The organism is Acinetobacter sp. TAC-1 (assembly GCF_029025845.1).
GTDB classification, from domain to species: Bacteria; Pseudomonadota; Gammaproteobacteria; order Pseudomonadales; family Moraxellaceae; genus Acinetobacter; species Acinetobacter guillouiae.
Window position 1 is genome coordinate 2310541 of sequence record NZ_CP118892.1, and the last position, 13672, is coordinate 2324212.

12 protein-coding genes are annotated in these 13672 nt (G+C 38.8%); 6 read left to right on the forward strand and 6 right to left on the reverse strand.

All coding sequences use genetic code 11. From position 1 onward, the window contains the following. Positions 1-246 precede the first annotated feature (246 nt). Entirely contained in the window at positions 247-1302 is a 1056-nt protein-coding gene (locus tag PYV58_RS10830) for an aromatic ring-hydroxylating dioxygenase subunit alpha (RefSeq protein ID WP_034617335.1), read from the forward strand. A gap of 64 nt (positions 1303-1366) precedes the next feature. Here the strand turns inward: PYV58_RS10830 and PYV58_RS10835 are convergent, their stop codons facing one another. From PYV58_RS10835 to PYV58_RS10855, 5 genes are all read right to left on the reverse strand, one after another. Then, entirely contained in the window at positions 1367-2848 is a 1482-nt protein-coding gene (locus PYV58_RS10835; RefSeq protein WP_034617333.1) for an aldehyde dehydrogenase, read from the reverse strand. Positions 2849-3151: 303 nt separating this feature from the next. Then, on the reverse strand, positions 3152-4294 hold the full coding sequence (gene argE, locus PYV58_RS10840; RefSeq protein ID WP_034613161.1) for an acetylornithine deacetylase: 1143 nt from the start codon (positions 4292-4294) through the stop codon (positions 3152-3154). Continuing rightward, positions 4287-5273: a LysR family transcriptional regulator gene (locus PYV58_RS10845; RefSeq protein WP_004821644.1), complete on the reverse strand. Its 987-nt coding sequence runs from the start codon at positions 5271-5273 to the stop codon at positions 4287-4289. Before PYV58_RS10845 ends, argE begins: the two co-directional genes overlap by 8 nt. A 35-nt stretch (positions 5274-5308) precedes the next feature. Beyond that, positions 5309-5980: a DUF1028 domain-containing protein gene (locus PYV58_RS10850; RefSeq protein ID WP_004821642.1), complete on the reverse strand. Its 672-nt coding sequence runs from the start codon at positions 5978-5980 to the stop codon at positions 5309-5311. A gap of 24 nt (positions 5981-6004) precedes the next feature. After that, the gene (locus tag PYV58_RS10855) at positions 6005-6418 is read right to left on the reverse strand and encodes a RidA family protein (protein WP_034613159.1); all 414 of its coding nucleotides are present in this window, start codon (positions 6416-6418) and stop codon (positions 6005-6007) included. Positions 6419-6812: 394 nt separating this feature from the next. Between PYV58_RS10855 and PYV58_RS10860 the strand changes: the two genes are divergently transcribed. Genes PYV58_RS10860 through PYV58_RS10870 form a run of 3 tightly spaced genes read left to right on the forward strand, consistent with a single transcriptional unit; the run spans position 6813 to position 10987 of the window. Next, the gene (locus PYV58_RS10860; RefSeq protein ID WP_034613157.1) at positions 6813-8102 is read left to right on the forward strand and encodes an NAD(P)/FAD-dependent oxidoreductase; all 1290 of its coding nucleotides are present in this window, start codon (positions 6813-6815) and stop codon (positions 8100-8102) included. 52 nt (positions 8103-8154) lie between these two features. Continuing rightward, the gene (locus tag PYV58_RS10865; protein WP_034613155.1) at positions 8155-9558 is read left to right on the forward strand and encodes an APC family permease; all 1404 of its coding nucleotides are present in this window, start codon (positions 8155-8157) and stop codon (positions 9556-9558) included. Between the two features lie 28 nt (positions 9559-9586). Further along, positions 9587-10987 carry an aminotransferase gene (locus PYV58_RS10870; RefSeq protein ID WP_034613153.1) on the forward strand — a complete coding sequence of 467 codons (1401 nt, stop codon included), beginning with the start codon at positions 9587-9589 and terminating at the stop codon, positions 10985-10987. 175 nt (positions 10988-11162) lie between these two features. Here PYV58_RS10870 and yddG read toward each other — a convergent pair whose 3' ends face one another. Then, positions 11163-12089 carry an aromatic amino acid DMT transporter YddG gene (gene yddG, locus PYV58_RS10875; RefSeq protein WP_034613150.1) on the reverse strand — a complete coding sequence of 309 codons (927 nt, stop codon included), beginning with the start codon at positions 12087-12089 and terminating at the stop codon, positions 11163-11165. Positions 12090-12364: 275 nt separating this feature from the next. On the opposite strand from yddG, the gene PYV58_RS10880 reads away from it, so the two are divergent. Beyond that, a complete protein-coding gene (locus tag PYV58_RS10880) occupies positions 12365-13003 on the forward strand; it encodes a VWA domain-containing protein (protein ID WP_034613146.1) in 639 nt (212 codons plus the stop codon). A gap of 17 nt (positions 13004-13020) precedes the next feature. Continuing rightward, the gene (locus tag PYV58_RS10885; RefSeq protein ID WP_275059826.1) at positions 13021-13665 is read left to right on the forward strand and encodes a TerD family protein; all 645 of its coding nucleotides are present in this window, start codon (positions 13021-13023) and stop codon (positions 13663-13665) included. Positions 13666-13672: the final 7 nt, after the last annotated feature.

Below are 13672 nucleotides of genomic sequence, written 5' to 3' on the forward strand. Positions count from 1 at the left end.
ATCAAGGAAATTTAAAACTCGCTAAAATCACAGATCACTAAGCGATTTTTATGCCAAGGATGAGTTTTTTCTAAAAATAATTTTCAGATAGGTGTTCTATTTTTTAGAACGAGATAAGCAAAACATTCTAATAGACAGAATTAGACAAAATTCGTAATTTAAAACGAAGCCATGATTTTAGCTGAGCAACATGCTGAAATCACAGCATAAGATCATGAAGTTAAATATATATTCTGTGAGTTTTGTATGAATGCAATTCCAGTTCTGAACTTATTTAGTCAACCACAATGTAGTGGTTTTGAGCCTAAAGACTGGGAAATACTTGCTCAGCATTGGTATCCTGTCGCACGTGAGCAAGATGTCACAACAGCCCCACAACAAGTACAACTCCTCGATGTGAAAATGGCACTTTATCAAACTGCAAATGGTGCGATTCAGTTGGTGCGTGATATTTGTCCGCACCGTGGTGTACCACTCAGCAAAGGTTGGGTGCAAGGTGAAGAGATTGTTTGTCCCTACCATGGCTTGCATTACAACACAGCTGGTCAATGTACAAAAATTCCAGCGCAGCCAGACCTGACAAATATTTCAGAGCGCTTTAGTCTCACCAAATTTCCTGTAGTGTTAAAATATGGTTTGGTTTGGACAAGTTTATTTAGTCGTGATGAAAGCTATGCAAACTTTCCAATATTAGACACTTGGGATGATCCTGAGCATCAGCCTGTACTGCCACCATTTGTTGACATTGCGGGTTCAAGCGGGCGGCAATTGGAAGGCTTTATTGATGTCGCACATTTTGCTTGGGTACATCAGCAGTCTTTTGCTGATGCTGAAAATCCTGTCGTACCCAAATACACTACTGAGCGTACAGACTATGGTTTACATACTGAATATGTCAGTAATGTGAGCAACTACCCGCATGGCTTACAGCATCTAGCACCAGAGGGTTTTTTATGGAAACGAATTTTTGATGTTTACCCACCATTTTCAGCGGTGTTAAAGGTTGAATTTCCACGCGAGGGTATATTGAAAATTTTAAATGCCTGTTGTCCTGTATCACATAACAAAACTCGATTATTTGTACCACTGACCCGTAATTTTGATACCACAGGCGATTTGCAGGCAGTTTACGATTTTAATGCACAAATTTTTGCAGAGGATCAGGACATGGTAGAGAGTCAAAAACCAGAAGAGCTTCCATTAGATATTACAATGGAAGCACATTTTGAAGCAGATCGTTCATCTACAACTTACCGTCGAATATTGGCAGAATGGGGGCTAAGCAAACGCTATATTGTGTAAATTTTCTTTATAGCATCAGAAGCATTCAATCTTTCTTTTTGACTGATTGAGTGCGCCTTCGGATTTACAATTGAATCCATGTGGTTTTTAACTGTGTAAATTTATCAATCGCATGTAAAGATAAATCACGCCCATAACCAGACTGTTTATATCCTCCAAATGGAGTACTCACATCTAAAGCATCTACTGTATTGATAGAGACTGTGCCGACTAAAAGCTGTTTAGACAGAAGAATTGCTTTCTGAATATCTTTGGTCCAAATTGAGGCAGCTAATCCATAAATGGAGTGATTTGCAAGTTCAATGGCTTCTTCTTGGGTTTCAAAAGTTGTGATTGAAACCACAGGACCAAAAACTTCGTCATGGAAGATTTTAAAATCAGGATTGACACCCGTTAAAATGGTTGGTGCCACATAGGTGGCTGGATCTAAAGCAGCATCTAAATCAAACGGAATAATATGAGATTGCGCACCTTGAGCCTTGGCTTGATCAATAGCAGCTCTGACATTATCCGCATGTTGACGATCAATTAAACAGCCCATCGTAGTATTCGGATCTAGAGGATCTCCAATCTTAAGTGTTTGGGCTTTGGCTATAAATTTCTCTATAAATTGTTGTGAAATACTTTTTTCTAATAAAATCCGTGAATTTGCCGAGCATACTTCACCTTGATTATAAAATGCACCAAAAATCGCCTTATCGACCGCTTTATCTAAATTAGCGTCAGCAAAAATGATATTGGCACTTTTCCCACCGGTTTCTGGCCAAACAGGTTTCATATTGGATTCAGCAGAATAAGCCAAAAACTTTTTTGCCGTTTCGGTCGATCCGGTAAAGACTAAACAATCGACATCTGGATGGCGTCCAAGTGCTTGACCTGTGATATGTCCTAAGCCAGTAACTACTTGTAATACACCATCTGGAATGCCAGCTTGTTTTGCAAGTTCAGCGAGTTTTAATGCAGTAAAGGGTGATTGTTCTGCGGGTTTTAATACAACACAATTTCCTGTCGCTAAGGCAGGTGCAAGTTTCCAACTTGCCAAATCAAGCGGAAAGTTCCACGGGACCACAGCAGCCACAACGCCTATGGGTTCACGACTGACCATCGCCAGTTGGTCTACACTTGTAGGGGCAATTTCATCATAAATTTTATCAATACTTTCTGCATACCATTCAAAGCAAGATGCTGCACCTGGAATATCAACATGCAGTGAATCCTGAATCGGTTTACCTACATTGAGGGTTTCAAGTAAGGCAAGCTCTTCAGCATTTTCACGAATAAGTTCAGCGAGCTTTTTAAGTATTTGCTTACGTTCACGCGGCGCTAACCGAGACCAGACACCGCTGTTAAAGGTCTTTCTCGCATGTTGAACTGCTTGTTCAACGTCATTGGCATCACATGCTGACATATCGACTAAAAACTCAGCGGTGGCTGGATTTGATACTTTATAGGTCTGTGTGGTGTTGACAAATTGTCCGGCGATAAAGGCACAACTTGGCAGTGTTATCTGCGCGCGTTGTTCTAGCCAATCCTGTTTTAGTTTCATTCATCTTCCTTAAAATTTTAGCGATAGAGTAGGTTTAACCGTATTATTTTTCGCCAATTTTGTGAATTTGTTTTATACAAGCCTTGGGTTTAGAAAAAACAAATTAAATAGACTTCTTTCATCAGTCCTTTTTAAAAGCATAAATCATCTTAAAAGCGCCCTCATCATCGCCTTCTCCCAGCGGGAGAAGAAACTTTCACAATACCAATATGATTCACTACACATGATCATTTTTTATTTATGAAAGATCTTTAAGGTATTGCTTATTTTTTTAAACTAACTTTTTAAATTAATAGCCGCATCTTAGCGCTTAATATGACTGAGCAGGCGTTCAAAAAATGCATCACATTGTTGCATCTGTGAGATTTCAATATATTCGTCTGGTTTATGCGCAACTTGAATAGAACCAGGGCCACAAACGAGTACTGCTGAATTTAATTGTTGATGAAATAATCCACCCTCCGTACCAAATGAAATCTTCTGTAATGCAGTTGCTGGATCAAGGAGGTTTTGTAAAAATTTGACCGCTTGAATAGTGGTTGAGGTATTTAGTCCGGGGTATTGATTAATTTCCTGAAAACTGACAAATTTTGCATAAGGGCTTTGCTCGATATATTCAAAAATTTTCGCTTGAACTGACTCCGTATCTTGTTCTGCAACATTACGAATCTCATAATCTAAAACACATTCATTGGGAACGATATTTAAAGCTTTACCGCCTTGTATTTTCCCGACATGTACAGTGGTATAAGGCACATCGTAGTCCATATCGACAATTGGACCTTCTGCGATCTGTTTTTGTGTCGTAGTAATGGCCTCAACAACATTTTGAGCGCAATAAATCGCATTGACATATAACGGGGCTAAAGCGGAGTGACCTTCTTGTCCACGACAAATTGCTTTAAATACTGCTTTGCCTTTATGGCCTGTGGCAATATTCATACTGGTAGGTTCACCAATCACACAAAGCTCAGGTTGAATAATTAATTCAGAGAGTAGGCCAAGAATTCCGCGTACACCAATACAGCCAATTTCCTCATCATAGGAAAGGCACAGGTGCAGTGGTTTAGCCAATTCTGGCATTTGTGCTGCTTTTAACATGGCCTGTATCGCGCAGGCGATAAAGCCTTTCATATCAGCTGTACCACGACCAAAAATTTTATCGTCTTTGATTACAGTATGGAAAGGTTCGGTACTCCACGCTTGTCCTTCAACTGGAACCACATCGGTATGTCCAGAGAGCAATATACCAGCTTGGTCTTTAGGACCAATACTTGCCAATAAGTTGGCTTTGGTCTGCTCTGGATTAAAATTTAAAGTGATACTGATTCCCGCAGATTCAAGTAAGTTTTTGACGAACATAATCAGTTCTAAATTACTTTTGTAGGACGTTGTATCAAATGCAACAAGTTTTTTAAGTAATTGAATACTCGACAGATTAGACATCTGAGGAATCCTTTTGTGTTTGGGCTTTTATATAGGGATCGTAGAAATGCGGCGAACTCATACCCGAAATAAAATGATCGGAGATAAAGCTTTTACAACGACTAATGAACGCTTCGACAACAATATTTTTGGGTACATTTTTCGGTGTCGCAATGCCGATATACATCGGGCGATGTTCATGCGCAATACGAATACGCACCAGACGTTTACCATCAAGGCTATAGGTGTTTTTCGGGCGAACATTCAAAATCGTGTAGCCAATATTATTGGCAACCATTGAACGAACGACATCGATATTTTTTGAAGAACGCACAACATTGGGCGTAAGATTTTGAGCTCTAAATAACGATAAGAAATATTCATTGCTAAAGGGCATGTCTAAAAGAATCATCGGGTACTGTGAAAGTTCTTCTAAGCTTACAACAGGCAATATTGCTAAAGGGTGCTCCTCACTGACCAATACATGGGGTGGTAATTTCGTTAAAGCTTCAAAATGAATAATATTTTCATCAATATTGAGATCGTAAGTTAAAGCAAGGTCAATATCATTACGTATAAGCGCATTTAGAAGTGCTTGTTGATCATCTTCGTAAAGGTCTAAAGAAACTTGCTTATATAAGTTGGAAAATCCATTGATGATATCGGCATAGATCATCGGGGTAAAAGCAGGGAAGCAACCTACTTTTAACGGCCCGCGTATGGAACCAGAAAATTCTGCCGCAAGAGAATATAAGCTTGAAGCTTGGTTTAAAATCTTCTTACATTCCAACATCACACTTTTACCAACAGTGTTGAGGATTAAGCCTTTGGCATGTTGGCGAATAAATAATTGGGTTTGTAATTCTGATTCAATATGTGCGATTGCGGCAGAAATAGACGGAGAGGATACATGTATCTTCTCCGAAGCGATAATGATGCTGCCACATTCAGCTGTTGCAACAAAGTATTCCATTTGTCTTAAAGAAATTCGATTTAACACTTTGGATACACCTCCATTGTATACCCTCGAAAAATTTATTCATTTCCTGGAACACCATAGCTGCGAGCATTGATCGGGTTTAAAGCTCTTAAAACATAATCATCAATTTGCGGTTCATATATCTGCCATAGTGCGATAAGGTCGGAAATGGGTTGATCTGACCAGTCCACGCGTAAGTCAACAATCGGCCATTCCAATTTGTCAACAACCAAAAGACCAGCAGAATGTACTGCTCCTGCTTCTCCACCAGCCTGTTTTCCTGCGTCTAATGCATAAAGTAAACGCTCAGCTAAAGCGCCTTTACTTTGTTCGAAGTGTTTGAGCATAACATGAGTAACATTCTCATTTGCAAGTAAATTACCCGCACATACAGCATGTTTCCCTATATGTTGTGTATAAATCCCTAAGCTATTTGCTCCACTATAGGCAAAAGGCTCATTCACGGCGTCAAGTAAAGTTAATTGGCGGTATTCAATAAAATCGGTATTTTTAGTTAATTCTGTAATCGCATTTTTAGGCGATATATTATATTTGGTCATTTCAAGTAAAATGCTGGCCAATTGAGGATCAGTTATATTTTGACTTGCTGCAACACCAATCCCAGCTTTAGCACGTATACATCTTGATGCAACGGCTGGAGAGGAGGAACTAATTGCTGCACCGAACTGTCCTGTTTCACTACATCTCGCAATAATTGAAAATGTCATATTTCCCTCACATCTTGATGGTTTTTAGTCTGGAATAACGGCAATTGCATCAACTTCGACAAGCCATTCTGGACGTGCCAAAGCGGAAACAACGATACCCGTTGAGACAGGGTAAACCCCTTTGAGCCATTTACCGACAACACCATAGACATCTTCACGGAAGCGTGGATCAACGATATATATGGTAATTTTACAAATATCTGCCAATTCTGCCCCAGCTTCTTTGAGTAGCATGTTAATGTTGTACATCGCCTGTTCGGTCTGACCCTTGACATCGCCTATCGCAACACTTTCCGATGTATCCAGATTTTGTCCAATTTGACCGCGAAGAAAAACAGTTCGCCCACGTGCAACTACAGCTTGGCATAGGTCATTGTCTAAATTCTGCTCTGGATAAGTTTTCTTGGTATTAAATGTTCGAATACGGGTATGTTTCACAGCTCAATCCTCAGTTAATTATGATGTTTCTCTAGTATGCTTACTTCGTGAGCACTCACAATTTGTGTTTTCCTTTCTAGTAATTTACTTTTTCCGTAGTAATAAAAAGAATTATAGTCTGGCATATATTTTCTATTTATTTCATGTGCTTAGTGTGTGGCTTCAGATTTTTTGATGCATTTGTTTTGGATATTCTATTTTCGCTTTGCTGCTCGGCTCCCTATATTTTTCTTAAATCATGTTTTGCGCAGCTTTGATATCTCATTTTTTGAACAAGAAATCTGCAGCAAACACATATAGCCAAACACATGTGATTGGCAGTAGTTGGTAAATGTCTATTCAGCAAAAGAGTTGTTGTTGCAAGGACGTTCCTCGATCTGACAAGGGAAAAAAGATGAGTTTAGATAAATTAGAAATAGATACTGTTGTGGTTGGTGCTGGCCAAGCTGGAGTCGCGATGAGTGAGCACCTGACAGAGCTTAAAATTCCGCATGTGGTATTAGAAAAAAACCGTATTGCAGAAGCTTGGCGTACACGCCGTTGGGATTCTTTGGTAGCGAATGGACCTTGCTGGCACGATCGCTTTCCCAATATGGAATTTGATCTTGATCCAGATAGTTTTGTACATCATGACCAAGTTGCTGAATACTTTGAAAAATATGCCAAGCGCTTTAATGCACCGATTTATAGCAATGTTGAAGTTAAAAAGGTCCAAGCAAATGCGCAAGCGGCGGGTTTTATTGTTGAAACCTCAAAAGGCACTTTAACAGCACAACGTGTTGTTGTAGCAACAGGGCCTTTCCAAAAAGCCATTATTCCTTCGATTGCGCCTCAGCAAACGGGTTTATATCAAATCCATTCAGACCAATATAAAAATCCACAACAAATCCCTGAGGGTGCTGTTTTAGTGGTGGGTTCAGGTTCTTCAGGTATTCAAATCGCAGATGAATTAAATCGTGCTGGTAAAAAAGTTTATTTGTCTGTGGGAGCGCATGAACGTCCACCACGTGTTTATCGTCAACGCGATAATGTTTGGTGGCTCGGGGTGTTGGGCGGATGGGATAGTGTTAAAACCGATACAGGACCGTTGAAAGGTTTAGCTGTGAGCGGTGCACATGGCGGGCATTCCATTGATTTTAGACGTCTCGCACAACAAGGCATCACTTTACTGGGGATGACGATGCAATTTGAAGCTGAGCGGGTTCGTTTTCAAAATGATTTGCAACAGTCATTGGCCGATGGTGATAAAGCTTATGTTGAGTTTTTAGATGCTGCTGATGCCTATGTTCAGCGTACAGGTATAGATTTACCAGAGGAACCAGAAGCTCGGATTATTTTAGATGATGCTGAATGCATTCAACGGCCTATTTTAGAGCTTAATTTAGCCCAAGCAGGGATCACTTCAATTATTTGGGCCTCTGGCTTTGGTTTTGATCATAGTTGGTTAGAAGTCAATGCTTTTGATGCAAATGGGCGGCCCAACCATAAGCTTGGTGTCTCAACAGAACCCGGTATTTATTTTATTGGTCTGCCTTATTTATCTGGGCGTGGTTCAAGCTTTATTTGGGGCGTTTGGCATGATGCAAAACGCGTGGCAGGCCACATTGATATTCAACGTCAGTATTTAAAGTATCAAGATAAAACTCAAAGAAATTTAATCAATAAAGAAGAAAAAACAGCATGAAATAAGTTTTTAAATTTCCAGTTTTAATGCCCACTCTAGGAGGGAGGAGCACATGACAGGCAAGAACAATCAGCAAGGAAGTCGTTTAATCGATCAGGCAAAAAAGGTGAATGAAAAACAGTTAACTTTGTTTAATTTAATCGCTATTGCGGTTGGTTTAGTACTATCGCAAGGTGTGATGGTGATTATTTTGCAAGGATTTGGCTTAAGCGGAATAAGTTTTTTTATTCCGTTGATTATAGGATTCTTTTTAGCACTGAGCTATGCGACCTCTTTTGCAGAGTTGGCATTATTAATCCCTAAAAGTGGCAGTATCAGTGATTATAGTCTAGTTGCAACAGGGCATTTACCCGCAATGCTTTCGGTTTTTTGTGGTTATATTTTGGTGGCGATGTTTGCTGTTTCAGCGGAACTGATTTTAATCGATGATGTAATCAAAAAAATATTTAAACTGGATGTTCCCTATTTTGGCATTGGCTTTTTGATTTTATTTATTTCAGTGGGTTTAAATCTGCTGAAAATTGATATCTTCTCCAAAGTTCAAAATACCGTAGCTTTTGTTATGGTGGTTTTATTACTTTTGCTCGGTATATTTGCGATCAGCGGTTGGGTTTATCCGCATACACAAGTAGTTGATTATACAATTACTTTTGATACAAATACCGTGGCATTGGTTGCGTTGGCTTTTTGGGGATTTGTCGGGGTCGAGTTTGTTGTTCCGATGATCGAAGAATCCAGAAATCCCAGTAAAAATATTCCAAGATCGATGTATATCGGTTTAACCACGATTTTTATCACCATTTCTTTATATGGCGTGGGTGCACTGTATTTCTTACCCCAAGAGCACTTGGTTAATTCTTTGACCCCACATATTGAATATGCAACGGCGGTATTTGGCCCCACAGGCTTACTCTTTATTGCGATCGGTGCTCTATTTGCCACCTTAAGTACCTTAAATGCGACTTTAGCTGCCTTACCGCGTATGTTGCAGGGCATGGCGAGCAATAAACAAGTGTTATCAATTTTTGCCCGAGTCAATCAGAAAAATAATGTGCCTTGGGTGGGCGTTGTATTTGTTGCCGTCATCATCATGATACCGATGTTGTTTTCACAGAGTGAAACCGATGTGATTAAAGTTCTGTTAACAGCAGCATGTATCTCTTGGTTGATCGCTTATGTGATTGCACATATCAACGTGATTGTATTGCGTAAACGCTACCCACAGATGGCAAGACCTTATAAAGCACCATTTTATCCATTCCTGCAAATCATTGGCATTATCGGGATGGTACTTACGATTTTCTATGCTGTACCTACCCCAGATTTGAGAGTCAAAATATTTACCTGGGTCGGAATCGTGATTGGTTTTACCACAATCATCAGTATTCTTTGGATCAAATTGGTGATGAAAAGACAACTCTTTCAACCAGAATCCATCGAAAGTTTGACCAAATAAAAGCAGAATTTTAACAAGGAGTTATCTTATGAAGCAGTTATCAACAACAGAAATTACAGAAGTTTGGAAAAAAGATAAAGATCACCATATTCATCCATGGACTGACTTTGCAACCTTTAAAGATGAAGGCGCCATGATTCTTGCACACGGTGAAGGGTGTTATGTTTTTGATGCTGAAGGCAATAAATATCTGGATGGTATTGGTGGTTTATGGTGCGTTAATGTCGGTTATGGGCGGCAAGAAATTGCTGATGCTATTTCAGAACAAATTATGCAAATTCCTTATTATTCTGCATTTGGTCACCATACTTCGATCCCCGCTGCAAAATTATCTGCAAAACTGGCTGAATTAGCGCCTGGAAATTTGAATCATGTACTGTTTGGTTGCGGAGGTTCAGTTGCCAATGATACTGCGGTACGACTCATTCACTTTTATTTCAATCAACTTGGTCAACCAAGCAAGAAAAAATTAATCTCGCGCAAAGATGGTTATCATGGCAGTACCTATATCAGTATGTCATTAACAGGGGTTGAGTTTGATCATATCGGTTTTGATATTGATCGTGAATTGGTCCACCAGATTTCATGCCCAAATCCATACCGTAGAGCGGAAGGTCAAAGCTTAGAAGCGTTCTGCAATGAAAAGGTACAAGAGTTAGAAAATAAAATTTTGGAATTGGGTCCAGAAAATGTCGCTGCGTTTTTTGCAGAACCGATCATGGGTGCTGGCGGTGTTATCGTACCTCCGCCGGGATATCATAAAAAAGCCCTTGAAGTATGTCATAAATATGGGGTTTTATATGTGTCTGATGAAGTTGTGACTGCGTTCGGGCGCTTAGGGCACTTTTTTGCTTCAGAATCAGAGTTTGATATCGTTCCAGATATTATTACTTGTGCCAAAGGCTTATCTTCAGGTTACTTACCCTTAGGTGCAACGATTATATCTGATGATATCGCAAAAGTGATTGGTAAGCCTCAGGCGGATGGTGCGTTATTTACCCATGGATTTACCTATTCAGGTCATCCTGTTTCTTGTGCAGCGGCACTAAAAAATATTGAAATTATCGAGCGTGAAAATTTACTGCAACATGTCAATGATGTAGGGCAATATTTTGAAGATCAATTACACACATTGGTTGACTTAGACATTGTCGGGGAGGTTCGTGGTAAGAAATTTATGATGTGTATTGAAAACTTAGCCAATAAGAAAACTAAGGAACTTTTCCCAAGTTCAGTCAATGTAGGTTCTCGAATTGCAGATTATTGCCAGAAAGATGGGTTAATCATTCGTCCAGTTGGCCATATGAATATCATGTCGCCACCCTTAATTTTAAATAAACAACATGTAGACTTTATCGTGACAACATTACGTAAAGCGATTCTGAGTACGACAGCGGATCTTAAACGTGAAGGTTATTTGTCTGGTTAAACTTGCAGATAAATCTAAGCAAACAATTTAAGCGATTCATGGCCCCCCTAAATTGAATCTAAAGTAGTGGGGCCATTTACTAAGTTGATCATTCGATATGGATTAAATACAACTTAAGCTGTTGAATGATTGCTTGGATGGTATTTATTTAAAATGCATGTTGATCAGCAAGCATTTAATTTAAAGCACTGAATAGTTTGTCTTTTAATTGTTGCCAATTTGTCGAAATCCAACACACCAAAGAGCCTGAAGTCACCAAGATCACGCCATACCAAAACTCTGTTGGTAGATTGGTTTGTAAGATAAACATTGAAATCAAAGTTGAGATGACTGGACTAAAATAAGATAAAGTCACCAAAATCGTAATATTGCCTTTGATAATGCCAATATTCCAAGCGGCATAGCCCAAGGCCATCACCACTGAAACAATGCCTAATAATCCTATTGTTGTAAGTTCAACTTCTGGAATTGCATTTAAACTCAATCCATTTGACCACAGGTATTTACTCCACAGCACTATACTGATCGCCACAAAGAAAAATGAAATTGGATTATGCCCATCATTATATTTTTTGGTAATCACACAATATAAGGACCACAGCGTTGCCCCAACAAATGCCAAAATATAACTGATTGGATTTTCGAGAATATTGGATAAAATATTAGACCATGTTAAAGCACCTTGTCCGGTTTGAATCAAAATAATTCCACTTAAGCTGATGGCTAAACCGACAATAACAAAGACATTAAATTTAATTTCTTTAAAGAGGATCAGCATCGCAACAGTTAAGCCCGGCCAGAGGTAATTGACCAGGCTAACTTCTATGGCTTGTTGGGCGGTTTGTGCTAGTGCAATGGCATAAGAAAAACATAATTCATAAATAACAAACAATAAGGTAGAAAATATCAGATATTTTTTTGAAATTAATTTTAAATTTGGGATTTTAAAAAATATTAATAAAATACACGTGCTCAGTGTATACATCAGCAGCACAGCCAACTCAGCGCCCAAACTAAAACTAATTTTTTTCAATAAACCGACAATGGAAGACCATTGTAAAATGGCACTTAAACCAATCAGGGTTGCGAGATTTTTTGACATATTGGGCTTTAAAATCTGAGGATTCAGATTAAGGTAAGTAATGAAACAATTATAGCTTAGAATTCTGCGATTATTTTTAAAATATCACCCAGCATAAAACAAATAATATGTCAGGATGAGCTCAATAAAAAAACAGCGGATTTAAGAAAATTTGATATTTGGATAAAAAATTAGGTATTAAAAATGATAAAAAAGCTTTGTTTTTAGTTCAATTTTTTATATAAACATATGCATAAAGATTAAAAATTAACGAGACATTAAACAGAGATAAACAAATGAGAAGATTACCCGTATATTTATTATTAGATACCTCAGGTTCGATGCATGGTGAACCGATTGAAGCCGTTAAAAATGGTGTTGAAATACTGGTTTCTTCACTCAGACAAGATCCTTATGCGCTTGAAACAGCCTATTTATCTATTATTACTTTTGATACTCAAGCCAAACAACTGATTCCCTTAACTGAAATTGCGATGTTTCAACCCCCTCAATTACAGGCAACGGGGACTACACAGTTGGGCGAAGCACTTGGATTACTGGCAGATAAAATTGATCAGGAAGTGCAAAAAACCACACCTGATACCCGTGGTGACTGGAAACCCTTAGTTTTTATTATGACAGATGGTGCACCAACGGATGATTGGACTAAAGGTTTTGCAAAACTAAAACAAGCCAAGACAGGGATGATTATTGCTTGTGCAGCAGGACATAATGCAGATAGCAGTATTCTCAAACAAATTACAGAAGTTGTGGTAGAACTTGCAACTGCAGATTCAAATACCATTAAAGCCTTCTTTAAATGGGTTTCTGCAAGTATTTCTACAGGAAGCCAAAAAGTAGATGCAGGTCAAAAAGAAGTCACAGGCTTAAATGATCTTCCACCACCACCACCTGAAGTGAATGTGGTTCTATAAAAATAAAGGAAAATAGCATGGCAATTACATTGGCGAAAGGTCAAGGACTCAGCCTTGAAAAATCTAAACATGATTTAGAACGAGTGACGATTGGACTCGGTTGGGATATCACTGAGCAAAAGAAAGGCTTTTTAGGCGGATTATTTTCAGGCGCAAAGAGTGAAGAACACGATCTAGATGTGGTGGCATTTTTATGTGATGCTAGTGGAAAAGTAAAAGATCTGGGCTGGAATGCCGCAGGTCAAGCCACACTCGAAAACAGTGATGTTATCTTTTTTAATAATTTAAAACATCGTTCAGGGCAAATCTGGCTGACTGGAGATAACCGTACTGGTGCTGGTGACGGCGATGATGAACAAATTATTGTCAAATTAAATAGCTTGTCAGCTGAATATCACAAGATTGTCTTTATTGTGCAAATTTACAATGGTGCAAAAAACAATCAGCATTTTGGTCAGGTGAAAAATGCCTTTATTCGTGCTGTCGATGGTACTGGCAAAGAAATGGTGCGTTTTGATTTATCAGGTATCGGTCAATATGATCAACAACGTTCATTGTTATTTGCTGAACTGGTCAGAGAAAATAGTGGTTTGAAATTTAATGCGGTCGGTAATGCATCACCCGCGGATAATTTCGTGGAATGGTTAAAAAAATATAGTTAAAAAATGA

Bases quoted from the DNA above. Each gene is read 5' to 3' on its own strand.
- PYV58_RS10830 (WP_034617335.1), top strand. From the start codon at position 247: ATGAATGCAATTCCAGTTCTGAACTTATTTAGTCAACCACAATGTAGT.
- PYV58_RS10835 (WP_034617333.1), bottom strand. From the start codon at position 2,848: ATGAAACTAAAACAGGATTGGCTAGAACAACGCGCGCAGATAACACTG.
- argE (WP_034613161.1), bottom strand. From the start codon at position 4,294: ATGTCTAATCTGTCGAGTATTCAATTACTTAAAAAACTTGTTGCATTT.
- PYV58_RS10850 (WP_004821642.1), bottom strand. From the start codon at position 5,980: ATGACATTTTCAATTATTGCGAGATGTAGTGAAACAGGACAGTTCGGT.
- PYV58_RS10860 (WP_034613157.1), top strand. From the start codon at position 6,813: ATGAGTTTAGATAAATTAGAAATAGATACTGTTGTGGTTGGTGCTGGC.
- PYV58_RS10865 (WP_034613155.1), top strand. From the start codon at position 8,155: ATGACAGGCAAGAACAATCAGCAAGGAAGTCGTTTAATCGATCAGGCA.
- PYV58_RS10870 (WP_034613153.1), top strand. From the start codon at position 9,587: ATGAAGCAGTTATCAACAACAGAAATTACAGAAGTTTGGAAAAAAGAT.
- yddG (WP_034613150.1), bottom strand. From the start codon at position 12,089: ATGTCAAAAAATCTCGCAACCCTGATTGGTTTAAGTGCCATTTTACAA.
- PYV58_RS10880 (WP_034613146.1), top strand. From the start codon at position 12,365: ATGAGAAGATTACCCGTATATTTATTATTAGATACCTCAGGTTCGATG.
- PYV58_RS10885 (WP_275059826.1), top strand. From the start codon at position 13,021: ATGGCAATTACATTGGCGAAAGGTCAAGGACTCAGCCTTGAAAAATCT.